Here is a 19,852-nt window from a genome sequence, read left to right as displayed (position 1 = left end):
CTGAAAAATCGTTTCAGTCTACTTGAGTAGACTGAAATTTAGCTATGGCTTGTTTATAATTAATTCTATTTTTCATTTTTCAACTTCCATTATTTGAACCTCGATAAATTCGCTCCATCTGCTCTGGAGAAAGTCGTCTCATTGGAAACCACTCAAATGGAGAAACAGACTGTTTCTCATAAGGTTGAACATCATCTTGCGGGTTTTGAGGGAAACGCACTACTACATTGGTATTTGAAACCTGACCACTGAACGACTCATCTATTTCCGAATCTGCAACCTGAGTTTGAGGCAAAACATAAGCGTGCTTCTGGGGATCGTATGCGAAAACTTCTCCTGTTTCAATGTGATAAATCCAAGCATAAATGCTGAGTTCTCCCTGATAAAGCTTAGAGTGAATCACTGGATATGTCCGCAAATTCTCAATTTGAGTAAGAACATTTTCGGCAATCATAATCTCTAGCAGTTCTTCTTCATCGTAGTGACTGTAATGGTCTATAACTAGTCTTCGAGTTGCCTCTGCATATTTAAGCCAATCATGTACAAGCGGCATTTCATCGCTGAGATTATGTAACTTCATTAATCCTTTCATTGCACCGCAATGAGAGTGGCCACAAATAATAATTTGGCGAATATCTAAAGCTTGAATAGCATATTCAATTGTCGCACCTTCACCGCCATTACTTGCCCCATACGGTGGAATGATGTTACCTGCATTGCGAATGACAAATAATTCACCAACTTGGGCTTGTGTAATTAGATTTGGATCGAGACGCGAATCAGAACAGGTAATAAATAATACTCTGGGCTTTTGACCCTGTGAAAGTTGCTCAAATAATTGTTGATGTGTCGAAAAATAGCTAGATTTAAATTCGCGCAGACCTTTAATTAATCTCTTCATTACTAAGTTCTAGAAAAATTTGGGGGTTCAGAAACAAATCACATACATCAGATTGAGGTAGTAAAGAGGGGCTTTCTTTCTACGTTTTTCCAATTGTAAAGATTACTACATTATAAATTAATTTAGTGCTTTTAATACCCTCTACCATTGGGGTGAGTTGCTTTTTTCACTTCCTCCCCCCTGTTACTTAGCAACTCACATTACTGTGTCAGAATGCCTTGATCCTATTTCAAACTAGATTATATGCTGAGATAAAAATGCGATCGCTTTGTTGTCACGATCGAGCGAAGACGACAGAAACAGAATAGATGATTTAAACTATACCAACTGATTCTTCTTCGCACTTAAACTATGCTTAGATCGTGTTCAGGTGAATACTCGTAATTAGGACTGACGCAGAGATTTTTGAATTACAAGTAATTAGTCGGACATGATATTATCTGCTCTGGGAAAATTTTGATGGTCAGTTTGCGACATCAGAATTTTCGCCTTACACTGAGCGATCGCTTGCGGTAAGCCTTTTGAGTGAAGCTTGCAGACTCACTGCAACGCGTCTACTTATAATTTCCAATTCTCCCCCTTACCCTCTTGCGAATTCTTAATTAGTTGATACACTTGTTCTTCATTAGCCCAGGGAACCAGCGCCTATGGTGCACATCAAGCGCGTGGAACTTACGAACTTCAAATCCTTCGGTGGCACTACTTCTGTCCCTTTGCTACCGGGGTGTACTGTCATATCTGGGCCAAATGGTTCGGGTAAGTCCAATATCTTAGATGCACTGCTTTTTTGCCTGGGACTCTCCAGTTCTAAGGGAATGCGAGCCGAACGCTTGCCGGATTTGGTAAATAATACTCAAACGGCTAAAGGACGTGCTTCGATTGAGGCTAGCGTCACGGTGACATTTGATTTGTCGGATGAAATTTCACACAAAGACGCAAAGGTACAAAGGGAGGAAGTAGAGGAAGCAGGGGAAGTAGAGGAAGAAAATCTAAAATCCAAAATCGCTCGACTGAGCGAAGCCGAAGTCCAAAATCCAAAATTGGCAGAGTGGAGTGTTACTAGAAGGCTACGAGTCACTCACCAAGGGACTTACACATCGAATTACTATATCAATGGTGTACCTTGCACGTTAACAGAGTTGCATGGGGAACTAAGTAACCTGCGGGTTTATCCTGAAGGCTACAATGTGGTGCTTCAAGGGGATGTCACCAGCATTATCTCGATGAATGCGCGGGAACGACGGGAAATTATTGATGAATTGGCTGGGGTGGCGGCGTTCGATCGCAAAATCATTCAAGCCAAATCAACTTTAGATGAGGTGAAGGAAAAGGAAGATAGCTGTCGGATTATTGAAACGGAATTAACTGCACAGCGCGATCGCCTTTCTCAAGATCGTGCTAAAGCTGAGAAATATCAAAAACTCCGCACGGAATTTCTCGCGAAACAATCCTGGGAAGCTGTTTTATCATGGCGTTCATTGCAAACACAACAAGAAAAATTAGTTCACGAAATTCAAACAGGCGATCGCAATTTTACTGAACTCACTACCCAACTCACTAACTTAAATTCTGAAATCGTTCAAAAAACTGCTGAACTGGAACAACTCAATGCCCACGTCAAAGCATTGGGAGAAGAGGAACTTTTGGCGGTACAATCTACCCTTGCCACCCAAGAAGCAGAACGTAAACAACTTCAGCGTCAGCTAACGGAATTACAAACAGCTTCCCAAGAAACTGCCAAACGTCTGACTCAAACTCAGCAAGAAATTCAAAAACATCGTCATTCTCTAGAAGAAATTGCCGAAACACACATTGTAGAGACGCGATTCATCGCGTCTTCCCAGCAGCAAAGAAATGAAGCCCACCAAGCCTTAGAAACCTCCCGCGAAGCCGCCGCAGAAATCGCCTCAGCTTCGGAAGCCTGGGTGCAGCAACAAACAGCATTCAACCGTCAAATTGAAGCTTTACTGCACACCCTAGAACCGCAACGCACCGAACAAGCACAACTCAGGGAACGCAATAATCAGTTACAGCAGCTGATCCAAGAACAAACCCAGTTAATTGAACGCGACGAACCCCTGTTAGCGGAAAAACAAACTGAGTGTAATCAAGTTGAAACGGAATTTAACGCCTCTAGCGAACCCATCCAGAATTTAGCCCAAAATCTTTCAGCCACAGAACAAGAACTGCAAATCCAACAGGAAACCCAAAAACGGTTACTTTTTGAACAACGGGAAAAACAACGCCAGTTGGATAAAATAGAGGCGCAAACACAAGCACAACAAGAAGTCCAAGGAACCCAAGCGAGTAAAGTCATTTTACAATCGGGAATGCCTGGACTTTGTGGTTTAGTTGTGCAGTTAGGAAAGGTGGAACCCCGCCATCAGCTAGCTTTGGAAATGGCTGCTGGTGGACGCTTGGGACATATCGTGGTGGAAGATGATGGTGTCGCCGCCGCCGGGATTGAATTGCTCAAACAGAAACGTGCAGGGAGAGCGACTTTTTTACCACTGAATAAAATTCACGCCCCCAAATTTACTCAAGATGCAACGCTGCGTTTTGCTAGCGGCTTCGTTAACTATGCTGTTAACTTAATCGATTGCGATCGCCGTTACAAAGATGTATTTAGCTATGTTTTCGGTAATACGGTAGTTTTTTCCAGCCTGGAGGCGGCGCGGAAAAATTTAGGATTGTATCGTATCGTCACCTTAGACGGAGAGCTGTTAGAAACCAGCGGTGCAATGACTGGTGGTAGTAACAGCAATCGTTCAGCGTTGCGGTTTGGCAATGCAGAAGCGGCGGAATCTGATGAGGCCATCGCTTTAAAAACTCGCCTAGTGGACATTGAGCGGGTTTTAGAGCGTTGTACTGAAGCGATCGCTACTTTGTCAGCCAGAACCAAAAAACTCACCCAAGAACTCGCAGAAGCGCGTCAGGCGCGGCGCGAACAGCAGTTGCAATTGGAACAGTTGCAGAAAGACATTAAGAGTTTAACAGCGCAATTAGAGGGGACGCGATCGCAACTCGCCCAAAACAGCGAAAAGTTAGCCACTGCTCAATCCCGATTGGAAATTTTAGAGCGGGAATTACCTGGACAAGAAAATGAGTTGCAACAATTGCGACACGCCTTAGCAGAGTTAGAGGCATCCCAAACCCCCAGTGAATGGCAACAAATCCAGGCAACCATTAAAATTCAAGAGCAACAATTGCAACAACGCGAAACAGCGTTACGGGAAGGTGAACAAAGATTAAAAAATTTAGAAAATCAGCAACAACGTTTGCAAGAAAAAATCCAAGAAGGTGAAACGCGAATCGCCGAATACGAAACCCAACAAATCTCTTGTAGAGACGCGATGAATCGCGTCTTGAGCCAAATCACAACGATAGACGATCAAATCACCCAAATCCGCGCCAACCTCAACCAAATGGAACAGAATTTGGGCGAAGAGAAACAAAAACGCGACGCTACAGAACTAGAAGTGCGATCGCATCTTTTGCGCCAACAACAATTGCAATGGGAAATCGAAAAACTCAAAGAAACCCAAGAGAAGCGGCGAGAAGAACTAATTGCATTACAAAGCCAATTGCGGGATGTGGGAGCAGAATTACCTAATCCCTTGCCAGAAGTTCCAGATAAGGTAGATTTGGAGGAATTGCAGAAAGAATTGCGATCGCTCACCAAACGCTTACAGGCAATGGAACCTGTAAATATGTTGGCGTTGGAAGAATACGAACGCACTCAAAACCGTCTCCAAGAACTCACGCAAAAATTAGAAACACTAGAAGGGGAACGCACCGAACTACTATTGCGGATTGAAAACTTTACCACATTGCGGCAACTTGCCTTTAAAGAAGCTTTCGATGCTGTCAACGAAAACTTTCAATCGATTTTTGCCATTCTTTCAGACGGCGACGGCTTCTTGCAACTCGAAAATCCCGAAGATCCCTTTAGCAGTGGACTAAATTTAGTCGCGCACCCCAAAGGCAAACCCGTACAGCGCCTAGCATCCATGTCTGGGGGAGAAAAATCACTCACCGCCTTGAGCTTTATCTTTGCCCTGCAACGCTATCGCCCATCACCATTTTACGCCTTTGACGAAGTAGATATGTTCTTAGATGGAGCAAACGTAGAGCGATTAGCTAGAATGATTAAACAACAGTCACAACAAGCGCAATTTATAGTTGTGAGTTTGCGTCGTCCGATGATAGAATCAGCCGAACGCACAATTGGCGTTACTCAAGCACGAGGAGCTTACACTCAAGTTTTGGGGATTAAGTTACAATCATCCAATACATCTGCTTGAGTTTTTGTTAATAATAGTGTATAGATAAACCACGTAATGTCCGACTTTCTCTCAAATCTAACCCCCAACCCCTTCCCTACCAGGGAAAGAGAGCAAAAATCAAAGCCTCTCCTTCACTGTGAGAGAGGTTTGGAGAGGGGTTTCAAGAATAAGTCGCACATCGCGTTAAACCGGATTCGAGATCAGGACTCGGTATAGAATGACCTCCGAACAGATAATTAGGCGTTCCGACATATTAAATACCCAGGTGATTACCCGCGACAACGGCAAGCGGCTAGGCATCATCAGTCAAGTCTGGGTTGATATCGATCAACGAGAGGTTGTGGCTCTTGGTTTGCGAGACAGCCTGATCTCCATTTCGGGCATACCGCGCTATATGTACCTCAACAACATCAGCCAGATTGGTGATGTCATCCTGGTTGATAACGAAGATGTCATTGAAGATATCGAAGTTGAATCTCTCAGCAATCTGATTAACTGGGAAGTAATTACAGAAACAGGTGAAGTCTTAGGCAAAGTTCGGGGCTTCAAGTTCAATGGCGAAAATGGGAAGCTTGAATCTATAGTCATTGCTTCTTTAGGATTGCCCCAAATTCCCGATCAATTTCTGAGTACTTACGAGTTCTCAGTAGATGAAATTGTCAGCACTGGCCCCAATCGGTTGATTGTGTTTGAGGGAGCCGAAGAACGAGTAAATCAGTTGACAGTTGGCTTACTAGAACGCCTGGGTATCGGCAAAGCACCGTGGGAGCGAGATATAGAAGAAGAATACGGCTATACTCCACCGCGTACAATTGCAGCACCCAATCAACTGCCTAGTGGAGTGCCATTGCAGCCACCCAGGCAAAAAGTTCGCGCCCCCGAACCTGTAGCGCGGGAAGAGGAATGGAATGAAGACTATGTGGAAGAAGAAAGGCCACAGCGTCAGGTAATGAAGGCGCGGCAGTATGAGTCTATTCAATATGAAGAAGACGAGGAAGAAGATAACTGGAGCGAAGCAACGGGCAACGACAGGTATCAACAACCGCAGCCGTTAAAATATGAAGCCCAGCCCTATAGCAAGCCTTATGTTGACGAATATGATGATTATGACGACGTAGACGGCGATGCTTGGGAAGATGCACCGAAGCCTGTGAATATTCCCAAGAAAGTTAAGGAAAGGCAGCCAGAATACGAAGAAGAGGGCGGATATTAAGTAATTCGTAGTTCGTAATTCGTAATTCGTAATTTAACCAGAAAATTACGAATTATTTCTCAGATAAGTTTATCCCTCTCCTTGCAAGTAAGGAGGGGGCTAATTTTTTAGGATAAGTGAGGGGTGGAAAGGTGATTTTCTTCCTGCATCTGCCGAAACCTCATCCTGGCAGGAGACGGATTTTGCTGTTGCTCTTCGCGCATGGTTCGGGAAAATTCCAACCAATCTACCAGATACGCATCAACCTCTGAACGATGATGCAAGTAATACAAAATCGTGGCGTAAACCTGTTCCAACGTCACCGTATGAAATTGTCCGGCAATTTCTTCTGGTGTTTTGCAGCGATAGATATACTCGTAAAGAATGCTCTCAATCCCAATGCGGGTTCCTTTGAGTCGAATGTCATCTGGTGCAAGGGTGTTGAAATACTCTTCCAGTTTCATAAAGCAAGACCCCACGAATGAACATTCCACTTCAATCATAGAAGAACGAACGCTAAAACAGTTTGTAACTAATTAGTTAAGTGTTCAGAAACTCACTAAAAACTGCTAGCGTCAAACAAAGTAAAATATCGCTGTGGACTTTCGAGCTTGAAAACCCGTTCTAATTACTGGCAACTGCTGCCTTATATCCGACTCCAGTGGCAAACCATCGCCAGGGGACTTATTGGGATCTTGGGATATGTGCTGGCGACTTTAGTATTAATTAATCTCGCCGGCAAATTGGCAACTCCCTTTGCTCAAGGTAATGTAGTAGCGATCGCTCAAATAACTGGTAGTTGTGCTTTAGTATTTCTTGTCAGAGGCTTGTTTCAGTCTATACAAGATATGTACATGGCGAAAGCTTCTTTAAGAGTTGCTTTTCATCTCCGCCAGCAAGTCTACGCACATCTACAAAAGCTAAATCTCAGCTATTTTGAAACTGCAAAAGCTGGTGATTTATCTTACCGCCTCACGGAAGATGTTGACCGAGTTGGTGAAGTGGTAAATAAAGTATTTCACGACTTTATCCCCTGCATTTTGCAGTTGCTAGCAATTCCGATTTACATGATTTACCTGAATTGGCAACTGACACTAGCAACGGTGATAGTTGCGCCACTGATGGGTATTTTAGTTGGCTGGTTTGGCGAACGGTTACGCAAATATTCCTTAAAAAGTCAAAATCGCGTGTCGGGTTTATCAGCCATCCTCGCGGAAGTTTTTAACGGTATTCGTTTGGTACAGGCTTTTGCTGCCGAAAATTACGAAATCGCCCGCTTTGGCCATGAAGCAGAACGCAGTCTCAAAGCAAAATACTCAGCCGAACGCCTGAAAGCAATCCAGATTCCGATCATCGGATTTTTGGAAGCTTTAAGTGCCTTATCGTTACTGATTGTGGGAGCGTGGCAAATTTCCCAAGGTAACTTGACAGTGGCGAATTTTTTCAGCTATCTGGCGGCCGCGGCGCTGTTAATCGATCCCATTGGTCACACTACTAACAACTACAACGAATTTAAGCAGGGTGAAGCATCTGTTGATCGCGTTTTTGAATTGATGGCGATTCAGCCGACGGTGATCGAAAAGATAAATGCGATCGCTCTCCCCCCAGTCAAAGGCAAAGTAGAATATCGTCATATTTCCTTCGCCTACAAACCAAGTGAACCTGTATTAAAAGATATCAGTTTATTGGTATCGCCAGGTGAAGCGATCGCTCTTGTGGGTGCTTCTGGTGCTGGTAAAACCACATTTGTCAACCTCCTCCCCCGTTTTTATGACCCCGAAGTTGGTCAAATCTTCATTGACGATGTTGATATTCGGGATGTCAAGTTGCATAGTCTGCGGCGACAAATTGGGATTGTTCCTCAAGAAACCATTATGTTTTCCGGGACAATTGCTCAAAATATCGCCTTTGGACAAGATATTTTTGACATCAAAGCAGTTAAAGAGGCGGCGAAAATTGCTAATGCCCATCAGTTTATTAGCCAACTGCCAGAAGGTTATAAGACTTGGGTAGGCGAACGTGGGGTAAACTTATCAGGTGGACAAAGACAAAGAATTGCGATCGCTCGTGCTGTTCTGCTCAATCCCCAAATATTGATTCTTGATGAAGCAACATCAGCCTTAGATTCCGAATCAGAAGCACTGGTACAGGAAGCGCTGGAAAGACTGATGGAAAAACGCACAGTGTTTATTATTGCTCATCGTTTATCGACAGTTAGGCGGTGCGATCGTATTTTAGTTCTCGAACAGGGAGAAGTTGTCGAATCGGGAACCCATGAAGAATTATTAGCCTTAGAGCGTCGCTATGCGCGATTTTATGCCCAGCAGTTTATGACAGGGAACAGACAATAGGGGCTTCCAAGAAATAAAATTAATCGGGTGTGACAAAATCTGGCTGCTTGCCAAACTCAAACGTAACATGAAAAATCGCTTCATGTCGTTGAGCGTAGGCGTAGCCCGCCGTAGGCATCGCCTGTTGCTCAGGAAACGCTCGATCATTGAGACCATCATTGACCAGTTCAAGAATATCTCCCAGATTGAGCATTCCCGTCACCGCTCGCCTGTCAATTGCAAGCGTCAACATCGTTTGCGGTTTAATCGCTTACTGCCACCAACCTAAGAAGCCCGCGATCGATCGCAATTTGCTTTCTGCCGCCTAATCTTAACCCGAACTCACATCAAAAATTTGTAGGGTCGCAAAGCTATGCGCCCCTACAGATTTTTGATGTGTTGCAAAGAATTTTTGAAATGATATTTAGACACGCAACTTATGTAGCATTTATTCTCAGTGTGCTATAAATGTATCGTAATATCATGTCCACCTAATCACAAGTGATTAAAATATCTCCGCGTTCCCCGAAGTTCTGTTCGTCGTTCGCGTAGCGTCTCGTAGAGAAGCCAGATGCTGATAACCTAACTAACGCTGCGCTATCGCCGGAAGCCGGCGCTCAGACTTCTCTCTGTGTGAGTCTAAACAATAAGTCTTTAGCCGGACATGATATAAGTCGGTTAAACCGAGTAAGTTTCTGATTTTTTTAATCGGTAATTTCTATGAAAAATAACTTCACACAATCTCTCTTTATCGGCCTGCTATTGGCAAGTTTTGTCTCTTTTTTATTGACAAAAAATATTGATTTGTCCTTAAGCTTTTTGTGGATTTTTATTTATAATCTAATCTTTTTTGGATTTATTTATATTGATATTATTATTCATGAATTTGGCCATGCAATCGCAGGTTGGATTGTCAATTTTCCTATCAAAAGAATTACTATTGGCTTCGGACACAATATTTTTAAATATAAATTCAATGGCACAACTTTACTAATTAATCAAGGGCTACAAGGTGGTTTAATTAATCCTGGAACATTTTCCCCTGATTTCTTGCGACTACGCTATTTTTTCTTTACCTTAGGGGGGATTGGATTGCAGGTGGTGGTAATGGCATTGGTAATGATTATTATTTCAGCGATAAAAAGTATTTATCCGCTAGCTTTAAACAATGCTTCTCTATTTTTGACAATAGTCAATATTTTCTTATTTTCTAATTTTATTTTGATTTTTTTAAATCTGTTGCCTTTCAAGGTAAATATGATGGGAGTTCCCATGCCTACCGATGGCTTACAGCTTATAACGATATTTTTCATGAATCAACAGAAAATACAAGAGATTTTATTGTCGGGTAAGATTATAGAAGGAATGGAATATCTAGAAGAAAAGGATTTTCCAAAAGCCGAATTAATTTTCCGCGAATGTATTGCTAATAATTCTAAATATTTAATTCCTAAAATAAATCTTTCTGTGGCGCTAATTCGTCAACAAAAAGTTGATGAAGCAATCGCATTGCTATCTAAAATTATTACAGAATCAGACAAAAATGCAATGCAATTATTTATTTTTAATAACTTAGCTTGGAGTTATTTACTTAAAGGATTGAATCAACGAGAGTTTCTTAATTTAGCCGATGATTACTCTGCAAAAGCGATTAATATCACTAATCAACATCTTTATGTTGTTGGTACAAGAGCCTGTGTGTTAATTGAAATTGGAAAAATTGATGAAGGTATTAAGCTTTTAAAAGGTCATATTAGTCTTAATAAAGCCGTTAATGAAACTACAAACCCGGCAATTGGCTTTTTATATTTAGCCTATGCTTATTATCTTAAAGCTAATCGAAAAGAATATCAAAAACATTGGCAAAAAATCAACAATAATGAAGATTTAAAGTCTAATGAATATAGGCTGGTATTCGACCATATTTTAGAGAAAACAAATTACTTTACAATGCCATAATTTTCTTACTCTTTTCTATTGTCAGACAACAATTAAAAGTAGGTTTAAAAAGTAAAGATAAGTAGTCATGCAAAAATATTTACACATTTATTTAACCTAAAATGACGTTTTTATAAGCATTTCAGGTGATGTGAGTATGAAATTAATTTTGCACAGGTACTTATCTTTAGTATTTTATCGGAGAAAAGGTAGGGTTTATTCCAGTATTGTTTTTAGAGACGTTGCAATACAACGCCTCTGATTAAATTATTCTATTGTCTAGATTGAATTTGTTGCACTAAATCATAAAAAGGTTGCCAATTATCTTCCTGAGCAATTGCTTCCCAAATGGATTCAATCACAGGTCTTAATAATACCGTTTTGGGATTATTAACAGCTAGAGTTTGGGCAATTATATCGGTGCGGTCGCTATCAAAATCGTTCAAAATTTGATGGTATAGTATGCACCAATCATCAAAAATTGCTGACGCACCCGGTACTGGTACAATATCGGAACCATTCATTACAAAACCTGGTTCATCTCGCCATTTCGATGAAAAAGTGCGAACCATCTCATAAAAGAATTGGTGATAACCAACTTGGCTCACTTTCAAAAATTCAATCGTTAGATTCAATAGTTCTTGAGCTTGTGGATGTGCCAACTCCATAAAACCCAACTTTTTCAACATCAAAGAACTGTATTCAGCTTCATAATATTCATCAAACCTAGCTAATCCAGACTCCATTTCGGCTTTATCAATAATCGCCTTTAAAGGTTCTTGGAGCATTTTTAAATTCAACTGACAAATACTTGGTTGGTGACTGTAACAGTAGCGTCCAGAATAGTCAAAATATGCAGCTATAAAGTATGGGTTATAAGTAGGGATAAATGCGTAAGGCCCATAATCAAAACTCTCTCCCGTAATCGACATATTGTCAGTATTCAAGACTCCATGACAAAAACCAGCTGCCATCCACTGCGCGACTAGTTCTGCAACCCGTTTAACTAATTCGGCGTAAAACAGGGCATATTTATCTTCTTCAGCATTTAAGTGTCGATAATACTGCTCAATTACGTGGTCTAACAACTTCTTAGTTAAATCTGGACGCTGGAAATAGTGCAGTCGCTCAAAAGTGCCAAACCGAATATGAGAACTGCTCATTCTAATCATCACAGATGAACGGGTAGGCGAAGGTTCATCGCCCCGCCAAAGTGGTAAACCTGTTTCAATCATACTCAGACAGCGCGAAGTACGTACACCCAAGTAGTGCAGTGCTTCCGCAGCCAGCACTTCCCGCACCCCGCCTTTGAGCGTGAGCATACCATCGCCACCACGGGAGTAGGGGGTTCTCCCAGAACCTTTAGTGCCAAAATCGTACAATTCGCCATCATTGGCGCGTACTTGCCCGTAGAGAAAGCCTCTACCATCACCCAACTGTCCGTTATATTCACCAAATTGATAGCCGTGGTAACGCAGTGCCAACAAGGGTTTGCGCCCTTGAAATTGACCAAAGGCTGCGATGAAATCTTTGTCTTTGACTACTTGGGGGTCTAGACCAAAACGGGGTAATAGTTCATCGTTACGCCAACGCAGGATGTGTTGGGGAAATTCCGCCGCTGCAACCTCATCGTAGTAGTCGCCGCCTAGAGATTCTAAAGCGCTTTCGTAGTTGAGGGTGAGAAAAGGATTGCTAGAATTCTTGTAGTTTGGGGTTTCAGCCAGAGTCATTACGAGCAAAGCTTAATTCATTCTTCCTTTAATACTACCTCTGGCTTCAGGATCATCAGCATAGACGCAAAAAGCAACCCATCTCTAAAATATGGCAGCGCCATTATCAAAATCTGGAACGCTTCAGGAAGCAGGAGTAACCCACCTTTAAAAGCGTGGAATTAGAAGGCAAGTACGAAGCCCTTCGGACATCCTACAACAAGCGTCTTCCCTTCTCCCAAAAGGAGAGGCTAGCGCTAAAGAAGAAAACTGCACTGACTCTTTTGTATCTTATGACACTTTCAGGTCGAGACAATTCTTGTTTTAAAGCAAATGATTCAAAACTAAAGTTTTCATTTATAATCCTTTGCTCTTGCCTTCTTTTAGAATAAATAAAGTTTTGCAATTAAAAAAAATAAGACTGGCTCAACCGAAGTTTGGATAAAATCCGCCAGTCTTCCGAAACTTAATTTTAATTAAATAAAGCTGACTTTTTATTTTTTAATTGGTTCTGATGGTGGTGCAACAATTCCTACTGGCTTTGATGTTGTTTGTGATACCTGTGAAGCTAGAATTTTTTTCACTTGCAGGTTATAAGCTTGCAAAATTGATTGAACCTGTTTCTGTTGATCTTGATTGAGATCCAAAGATTTTAACACTATTCTGATTCTCTGACGGGATTGCAGTGCCGCCTTAAATTTAGTATCTTGGGACGGGTTTAATAGAGCCTCAATATCTTTATCTCTTTGCTGGCGAGCAACTTGGATTTGTAGCCGCTGTTGCTGTGTGAGTTTAATTGGCTGGTGTGATGCAGCACTAGTCTGAGTTTTTAAGGCTGGTGTAGTGGCAGAATTTGGGCCTGGTGCTGCCAAGACAACTCCGTTTAAGATGGTAGCAAAAGCGAAGATAGTCGAAAAGACAGATAAGCACTTTCTAGAATTAATGAGCATTTTAAAAGACTCCTCAACTATTTAAGAAAATTGGACACATCGGCTAAAGCTAACCTTAATAACTAAGCCTAGTAGTGAACAAATATTACTATTGCATTTGCTTGTGGAGTTGTTGTGTAGTTATTATGAATTTACTATGAATTTGTAGATATTCACAATTGATATATTAAATCCATTCCGATCTCAATATTATAGTATTGCAAATTAGCTGTAATTTGCGCATAGATAATAAAACAAAACAAGTATTATAGTGATATTTTAGCCTTGCTTGACTATTGATTTAGATTGGATAAATAAGGTTTGTAAATAATAATGATAAATGAATTAATCTCTTAACAGATATAGTCGATAAAATAAAACAAAAACCTTGAAAAATTCTCAGTATGTTTTAAAAATTAAGTATTTTCCAATGAGGATTTGTCAGACTTGTCAAAATATGATCTTCCCATTGCCCATTAATTAACAAATAGTCTCTAGCATATCCTTCAACGACAAAACCGAGTCTTTTGAGTACATTACCACTGCGCCGATTGTGAGGCATATAATTAGCCATAACTCGGTGAAAATTTAACTCTTCAAATAGATATTGAGTTGCGGATTTTAACCCCTCTGTCATATAGCCTTTACCTTGTTTATTTTCAGCAAGGCTATATCCTACATAGCAAAAATGAGCGGCTCCTCGGACAAAATTACTAAAATTGACTGTTCCAATAACTACGGTAGGATTTTTTTTGGTAAAAACAAATAGTTTTAACGATTGCCCATTGATAAATTCTAGAAAACTATTCTCTATCTGATATTGCCAATATTCTTCAGTGAAAAAACCATCAGCCCAAAGAGGATAAAATGGAGTGAGATAAGTTTTGTTATCAATAAAGTATTTGAGAGTTTGGGGTATATCTTCATGGATCGCTGCTCGTAATAATAGGCGATCGCTTGCAATTATTGGCAGTTCTGATATCATAAATTGCTTAATCTGCGGGATCTCTTCCCAAAACATTCTCTAAATTTTATAAATTCTCTCATAACCTGTGGTTTAGCAGCTAGGGGGAATAGAATTCGCACGCCAGTTACATAAGTCTTGCTAATGTTTAATACAACTATTGGAGAGACTGCACTTCTCTGCGAGACGCTGCGCGAACGACAAAGCTCTCTTACCACGCCAACGGCAAAGCGGTAGTTGAGCGCAGTCGAAACTCAGTATAAGTGCCTAATGCCCTTTACAACAGATAGGGTGAGTATTTTTGCTCTTAATCTGCCATTCAACCAAAATCTTGATAAGCTGATGTCTAATATCTAGAGCGGAAGGATTGAGAGCCAATGGATGATAAAGCACAGTGCGCGGCATAACTTCGATAAAATTGCTTTGCCTAAACGCTGTACCGCAGCAGATTCAAGCAAAAAACAGCTCTTGATTAACCCAGTCTACAAGAAGGATAGTGATGTGGTGGGAATACGCTACGATTGGCAGGAATTAGAGATTCGGGCGATATACAATACGCCATTGCTAGAGCTTATTTATCAAGCTGCTAGCGTGCATCGCCAATATCATGACTCAACAAAAATACAAGTTTGCAAGCTTATATCTATCAAAACGGGAGGTTGTCCAGAAGATTGTAGCTACTGCGCCCAATCTTCCCGCTATAAAACAGAGGTAAAGGCGCAAGCACTCCTAGAAAAGGAAACAGTAGTTAACATCGCCCAGAAAGCTAAAGAAACTGGTGTTAGTCGCATCTGTATGGGTGCAGCTTGGCGCGAAGTGCGGGATAACTCACAATTTGAGGAAGTCCTGGAAATGGTCAAGGATGTGACGGCAATGGGTTTAGAAGTGTGCTGCACTCTGGGTATGTTGACGGCAAATCAAGCCAGGAAATTAGAAGAAGCGGGACTTTATGCCTACAACCATAACTTAGATACCTCGCAGGAATATTACAGCACAATTATTACCACGAGAACATATAGCGATCGCTTGAACACAATTGAGAATGTCCGTCAGACAAATGTTACTGTCTGTTCTGGCGGTATCCTGGGCTTGGGCGAAACCATCGATGATCGGGTTGGGATGTTACAAACTCTGGCAAACTTACATCCTCATCCAGAGTCTGTGCCGATTAATATTCTTTCACAAGTACCAGGAACACCCTTAGAAAATCAGCCTGATGTCCCCATTTGGGATATTGTGCGGATGATTGCCACAGCCAGAATTTTAATGCCAGCTTCCGATGTGCGTCTTAGTGCTGGTAGGGCGAGACTTTCTCAAGTTGAGCAAGCTTTCTGCTTTATGGCAGGAGCCAATTCTATCTTTTCCAGCGACGACAACAAGATGTTGACAGTGACAACTCCCTGTCCAGATTACGATACTGACCGAGAAATGCTGAATTTACTTGGTTTGGGAATGCGTCCGCCTTCCCAAAGACAGGAGAAAGTAGCAAGTTCGGCTGTTGTAGGGTAAATATCTAATTGTGGGATAGCCGAAAGGGCCATCCCACAATAAATAATTGGATATTTTTTACCTAAATTCCCTAAGCAGGTGTCAATAAAATCAACTGCTGTTGCAAAAGGCTTCTTACCTCATCCAATCCCAGTTCTACATTTGTCAATATCTCTGCAACTGTGGAATTACGATCGCATCTTTGCATAAACTCAAACTCTGCTACAGATAAATTAACAATTTGGTAATCGTAATTAAAGAAACATTGACTGGGAAATCCCTCAAGACAAGGATTCAATTCGGGAATTGCTGCCAGTAGGGTCTTATCTTCCGACCAGTCAGCTTTGATTAAAGGAGGACGACCGAGGAAAAACTCGTAATGAGTTACTTCTGGATCTAGTAATTCTATCAGACGGTAAAGCTGGCGATCGCTCAATTCTTTTGCTCGTTCCACTAACTCTGGTGCTTTACCCAGAAGTCTCTGTAAATCCCAGAAATTCGGATTCGAGAAACCAATAAATTCCAATCCCGAAGCATCTATTAATTCAAACAGCGTCTCAATGTTGTAGTCAATTTCTTGAGGATGAACGTACATATCAGCAAAGTATTCATCCTTGTTGTTTTCTAATGACCAACGTTGTTTATCGTATTTGACAATTCGGTTATTTTCTGGTAAAGAAGCAAATATTTTTCGCCCGACTTGGACACCATCGCGGTAGTCGCCTTTTTTGTCACCTTGAATAAGTGCGATCGCTTTTTGCATGAGTTGAATTTCCCAACGTCCCAACTCTCCGTACACAAAAATGTGCATTAAGCCGCCTGGGGCTAACTTTTTCGCCAAAGCTTGAATACCGCGAATGGGATCGGGGGTATGATGCAAAACGCCAACACAGTTAATTAAATCAAACTCACCCGGTAACTGTTCCACATCAAACAAACTGAGGTGATGAAATTCAACCCGGTTAGCCCCTGAACGCTGACAACGTTCTTTTGCTACAGCTAAAGCAGCAGTACTGAGGTCAATTCCCACAACAGAAGCTTGAGGATTGAGGTGAACTAGGTACTCTGTACCCACACCAGTACCGCAACCTGCATCTAAAATCCGAATATCTTGCCTTTGGGGTTTTTGACCTGTGCAGAAGTTATGAGCGGCTAGCCAATTCCAGCGCCAGTTGTAGCCTGGAGGTGGTTCATCCAACAGGGCTTCTGGCGGAAAGGGGTAGGTATTGTAGAGTTTGGCAACAGCAGCACTAACAGTTTGAGAATCGGACATGATGAGGAATAACGCAGTATTTCTGAGTTTAGCGAATGGTGGACACTTCAGGTAGACAAATAATTGCGTAGGCGCAGCCCGTCGTAGACATCGCCATCAACCCATATATTTTAGATAGGAAAGTCGTTTCAGTAAAAACACTACTGTTTAAGTATCTATTAGCTAATAAACTTTATCTAATTGTAATTCTGTATAAAAACTTACTTATTAAGGAGTATGGAATGGCTATAGGATTGCCTGAATTCGTTGAAAATCCAGAAAATCGTTGCCCTGTAATTCTTTTACTCGATACTTCTGGGTCTATGTCAGGTCAGCCTATCCAAGAGTTAAATCGAGGACTTGCTGCTTTTAAAGAAGATGTACTCAAAGATTCTCAAGCATCGCTGAGTGTGGAAGTGGCAATGATTACATTTGGCCCCATAGTTAAACTGAAGCAAGACTTTGTAACAATTGACCAATTTACACCGCCTATATTGGAAGTAAATGGTGGTACCCCAATGGGTGGAGCGATTGAGTATGCTTTGGATTTTCTAGAAAACCGCAAACAGACTTATAAAGACAACGGTATTCTCTATTATCGCCCTTGGGTATTTTTGATTACAGATGGAGCGCCAACAGACTCGTGGTTATTAGCCGCGCAAAGATTGAGAGAAGCAGAAGCACAAAGCCGACTGTTATTTTTTGCAGTTGGTGTACAGGGTGCTGATATGAATATCCTCCAACAAATTTCACCACCTGAACGTCCACCAATTATGCTAAATCGCTTAGATTTTCGTGAGTTGTTTGTCTGGCTTTCTGCTTCGATGAAACGGGTTTCTAGTGGCAAAGTGGGACAGGCTGTAGCTTTACCGGCTGTGGGATGGGGTCAAATTACTACTTAGGGGAAATTTTGTGAATTGGAAAGCTGTTGCGGATTCTGCGATCGGAATAAGTCATCAAAAGCAGGAGATAGTTTGTCAAGATTATGTGGATTATCGCATCTTTGATGATGTAATTGTAGGCGCAGTTGCTGATGGTGCTGGTAGCGCCAAACATTCTGATGTTGGTTCTAACTTAGCGATAGAAACGGTACTCAAATGCTTTTCTGAAATTAATGAATCTCCTCAGAAGGAAGATTTTTCTCAACCACTTTCCAAAGAAGAAGCGGAGAAAGTTTTTACTAAGATTGTGAATCAAGTTATTAAAGAATTACACAAGCAAGCAGAAGAAGGATATTATTCTGTCAATGATTTAGCTTGTACGTTATTAGTTTTCGTGGCAACTCCTGGCTGGATTGCAGCTATGCAAATCGGGGATGGATTTATTGTGCTGCGTTCACAAGAGTCAGAATATAAACTGTTGTTTCAACCAGATAAAGGTGAGTTTGTCAATGAAACAACTTTTATCACCTCAACAAATGCAGTAAAAGATATGCAGGTAGAGGTTATTTCCGAAAAACAAGAGTTTATTTGTGCTTCCACTGATGGGCTGGAAAAAGTAGCAATTCGCTTGAGCGACTGGAAACCTTTCTCACCTTTCTTTAAACCTTTGGAGGAATACTTGCACGAAACTATTAATCCAAAGGAGGATAAATATTTAACGGAATTCCTCAACTCTGAGCGGCTAAATTCTCGCACTGACGATGATAAAACTTTACTTTTGTGCTTGTTTGATAGAGAGTAAAATTCGATGACAGTTCTCACCTGTGCTAGTACGGGAAAATCAATTACTCTGCTGGGTGAACCGATCGCTGATAGTGGTGAAGGTAAAGTTTGGCGAACTAATCACAATGGTTACTTAGCAAAAATTTACCACTCGCAAACTCCTGAGCGTGTGCAAAAATTAGCTGTAATGATAGCGCACCGACCCAAAGAGCCAAACTCTCACCTCAATCATATTTCTTTTGCTTGGCCTAAGTCAGTACTGAAAGATGCTCAGGGTGATTGTGTGGGCTTTTTGATGCCGGAAATTAAGGAAGCAAAAGAACTTATTGATGTATACAATCCCAGTAAGAGAAAGGCTTTGAAACTTGATATTGATTGGCGTTTTCTCCACACAACAGCGCTGAATATCGCCTCAATTATTGAAGCAATTCACATTTCTGGTTATATTTTAGGTGACATCAAACAGCAAAATATTCTTGTTAACGATCGCGCCTTACCTTCAATTATTGATACTGATTCCTTTCAGGTTCGGAATCCGGTAAATGGCAAGATTTATCGTTGTCCAGTTGGTTCACCAGACTATACACCACCTGAACTGATTGATAAAGATTTTTTTAGCATCGATCAAACAGAAGTACACGATCGCTTCCGGTTAGCAGTCATTATCTATCAGTTGTTGTTTGGTGAAACTCCTTTTGGGGGAAAGTGGATAGGCGCGGGGGCAACTCCAGAAACTAATGAACTTATCCGCCGGGGTTTATGGCTGTATGCACCAAACAGTTTGTTTCAACCTGTAGAAAGGACAATTCCGCTTGAGATTGTTCACCCAGAGGTTCAGCGATGTTTTCTCAGATGTTTTAATGATGGTTATAAAAATCCTAACTCGCGCCCAACTGCTGGGGATTGGGTAAAGGCGCTCAGACTTGCTGTTAATGAGTTAAGTATCTGCGGAAAGTTAGACAGCCACTATTACAGCCGAACTTATGGTAAGTGTTATTGGTGCGATCGTTCTACAAAACTTGGTACTGATATATTTCCTGGGTTTGTTAGACCAAAACAAGCTGCTGTTACTGTATCAACATCACCATTTAAAACTTTTGCCAAAGATACAGCACTTGCGTCTATTATGAGGTACACTAGATTAAAATATAAATCCTTTTAAATGAAGTCCTACTCTGTCGATCTTCGAGAAAAAATAG

The 19,852-nt window shown here is 41.3% G+C and carries 14 protein-coding genes and 1 pseudogene; 9 read left to right on the top strand and 6 right to left on the bottom strand.

All coding sequences use genetic code 11. The features are described 5' to 3' along the window. Window positions 1-79: 79 nt before the first annotated feature. Window positions 80-901 (bottom strand): carbonic anhydrase, encoded by an 822-nt coding sequence (locus V7K44_RS01770; protein WP_334928078.1) that lies wholly within the window; start codon window positions 899-901, stop codon window positions 80-82. Window positions 902-1,548: 647 nt separating this feature from the next. On the opposite strand from V7K44_RS01770, the gene smc reads away from it, so the two are divergent. Beyond that, complete coding sequence (smc, locus tag V7K44_RS01765; protein WP_334928076.1) at window positions 1,549-5,205, top strand: chromosome segregation protein SMC; 3,657 nt, start codon at window positions 1,549-1,551, stop codon at window positions 5,203-5,205. A 199-nt stretch (window positions 5,206-5,404) separates the two neighbouring features. After that, window positions 5,405-6,400: a PRC-barrel domain-containing protein gene (locus tag V7K44_RS01760; protein WP_334928074.1), complete on the top strand. Its 996-nt coding sequence runs from the start codon at window positions 5,405-5,407 to the stop codon at window positions 6,398-6,400. 107 nt (window positions 6,401-6,507) lie between these two features. On the opposite strand, the gene V7K44_RS01755 is transcribed toward V7K44_RS01760, so the two are convergent. Continuing rightward, complete coding sequence (locus V7K44_RS01755) at window positions 6,508-6,843, bottom strand: DUF433 domain-containing protein (RefSeq protein WP_334928072.1); 336 nt, start codon at window positions 6,841-6,843, stop codon at window positions 6,508-6,510. A 147-nt stretch (window positions 6,844-6,990) separates the two neighbouring features. Between V7K44_RS01755 and V7K44_RS01750 the strand changes: the two genes are divergently transcribed. From V7K44_RS01750 to V7K44_RS01740, 3 genes and pseudogenes are all read left to right on the top strand, one after another. Continuing rightward, on the top strand, window positions 6,991-8,730 hold the full coding sequence (locus tag V7K44_RS01750; protein ID WP_334928070.1) for an ABC transporter ATP-binding protein: 1,740 nt from the start codon (window positions 6,991-6,993) through the stop codon (window positions 8,728-8,730). Window positions 8,731-8,746: 16 nt separating this feature from the next. Continuing rightward, a pseudogene (locus V7K44_RS01745) lies at window positions 8,747-9,038 on the top strand (transposase); the annotation flags it as partial. A gap of 391 nt (window positions 9,039-9,429) precedes the next feature. After that, window positions 9,430-10,668, top strand: a complete 1,239-nt coding sequence (locus V7K44_RS01740; RefSeq protein ID WP_334928068.1) for a site-2 protease family protein — start codon at window positions 9,430-9,432, stop codon at window positions 10,666-10,668. A gap of 251 nt (window positions 10,669-10,919) precedes the next feature. Here V7K44_RS01740 and V7K44_RS01735 read toward each other — a convergent pair whose 3' ends face one another. From V7K44_RS01735 to V7K44_RS01725, 3 genes are all read right to left on the bottom strand, one after another. Continuing rightward, a complete protein-coding gene (locus V7K44_RS01735; protein ID WP_334928066.1) occupies window positions 10,920-12,377 on the bottom strand; it encodes a protein adenylyltransferase SelO in 1,458 nt (485 codons plus the stop codon). 473 nt (window positions 12,378-12,850) lie between these two features. Continuing rightward, window positions 12,851-13,306, bottom strand: a complete 456-nt coding sequence (locus V7K44_RS01730; RefSeq protein WP_334928064.1) for a hypothetical protein — start codon at window positions 13,304-13,306, stop codon at window positions 12,851-12,853. A gap of 388 nt (window positions 13,307-13,694) precedes the next feature. After that, complete coding sequence (locus V7K44_RS01725; protein WP_334928062.1) at window positions 13,695-14,270, bottom strand: GNAT family N-acetyltransferase; 576 nt, start codon at window positions 14,268-14,270, stop codon at window positions 13,695-13,697. A 480-nt stretch (window positions 14,271-14,750) separates the two neighbouring features. Here V7K44_RS01725 and bioB point away from each other — a divergent pair, with 480 nt between their 5' ends. Continuing rightward, window positions 14,751-15,758, top strand: a complete 1,008-nt coding sequence (bioB, locus tag V7K44_RS01720) for a biotin synthase BioB (RefSeq protein WP_334928418.1) — start codon at window positions 14,751-14,753, stop codon at window positions 15,756-15,758. 70 nt (window positions 15,759-15,828) lie between these two features. On the opposite strand, the gene V7K44_RS01715 is transcribed toward bioB, so the two are convergent. Next, window positions 15,829-17,010 (bottom strand): class I SAM-dependent methyltransferase, encoded by a 1,182-nt coding sequence (locus tag V7K44_RS01715; RefSeq protein ID WP_334928060.1) that lies wholly within the window; start codon window positions 17,008-17,010, stop codon window positions 15,829-15,831. Between the two features lie 221 nt (window positions 17,011-17,231). Here V7K44_RS01715 and V7K44_RS01710 point away from each other — a divergent pair, with 221 nt between their 5' ends. From V7K44_RS01710 to V7K44_RS01700, 3 genes are read left to right on the top strand one after another with little or no spacing between them, the layout of a single operon-like run. Next, window positions 17,232-17,891 (top strand): vWA domain-containing protein, encoded by a 660-nt coding sequence (locus tag V7K44_RS01710; protein WP_334928058.1) that lies wholly within the window; start codon window positions 17,232-17,234, stop codon window positions 17,889-17,891. 10 nt (window positions 17,892-17,901) lie between these two features. After that, window positions 17,902-18,672 (top strand): PP2C family serine/threonine-protein phosphatase, encoded by a 771-nt coding sequence (locus V7K44_RS01705; RefSeq protein ID WP_334928056.1) that lies wholly within the window; start codon window positions 17,902-17,904, stop codon window positions 18,670-18,672. Between the two features lie 6 nt (window positions 18,673-18,678). Next, window positions 18,679-19,815, top strand: a complete 1,137-nt coding sequence (locus V7K44_RS01700) for a helix-hairpin-helix domain-containing protein (RefSeq protein ID WP_334928054.1) — start codon at window positions 18,679-18,681, stop codon at window positions 19,813-19,815. Window positions 19,816-19,852 lie beyond the last annotated feature (37 nt).

This window comes from Nostoc sp., from assembly GCF_036917235.1.
Classification (GTDB): Bacteria; Cyanobacteriota; Cyanobacteriia; order Cyanobacteriales; family Nostocaceae; genus Nostoc.
Note: the sequence above shows the minus strand (reverse complement) of the source record. Positions and strands in the feature narration are given on the sequence as shown.

Coding starts and splice junctions, on each gene's coding strand:
- V7K44_RS01770 (WP_334928078.1), bottom strand. CDS start 901: ATGAAGAGATTAATTAAAGGTCTGCGCGAATTTAAATCTAGCTATTTT.
- smc (WP_334928076.1), top strand. CDS start 1,549: ATGGTGCACATCAAGCGCGTGGAACTTACGAACTTCAAATCCTTCGGT.
- V7K44_RS01760 (WP_334928074.1), top strand. CDS start 5,405: ATGACCTCCGAACAGATAATTAGGCGTTCCGACATATTAAATACCCAG.
- V7K44_RS01755 (WP_334928072.1), bottom strand. CDS start 6,843: ATGAAACTGGAAGAGTATTTCAACACCCTTGCACCAGATGACATTCGA.
- V7K44_RS01740 (WP_334928068.1), top strand. CDS start 9,430: ATGAAAAATAACTTCACACAATCTCTCTTTATCGGCCTGCTATTGGCA.
- V7K44_RS01735 (WP_334928066.1), bottom strand. CDS start 12,377: ATGACTCTGGCTGAAACCCCAAACTACAAGAATTCTAGCAATCCTTTT.
- V7K44_RS01730 (WP_334928064.1), bottom strand. CDS start 13,306: ATGCTCATTAATTCTAGAAAGTGCTTATCTGTCTTTTCGACTATCTTC.
- V7K44_RS01725 (WP_334928062.1), bottom strand. CDS start 14,270: ATGATATCAGAACTGCCAATAATTGCAAGCGATCGCCTATTATTACGA.
- V7K44_RS01715 (WP_334928060.1), bottom strand. CDS start 17,010: ATGTCCGATTCTCAAACTGTTAGTGCTGCTGTTGCCAAACTCTACAAT.
- V7K44_RS01710 (WP_334928058.1), top strand. CDS start 17,232: ATGGCTATAGGATTGCCTGAATTCGTTGAAAATCCAGAAAATCGTTGC.
- V7K44_RS01700 (WP_334928054.1), top strand. CDS start 18,679: ATGACAGTTCTCACCTGTGCTAGTACGGGAAAATCAATTACTCTGCTG.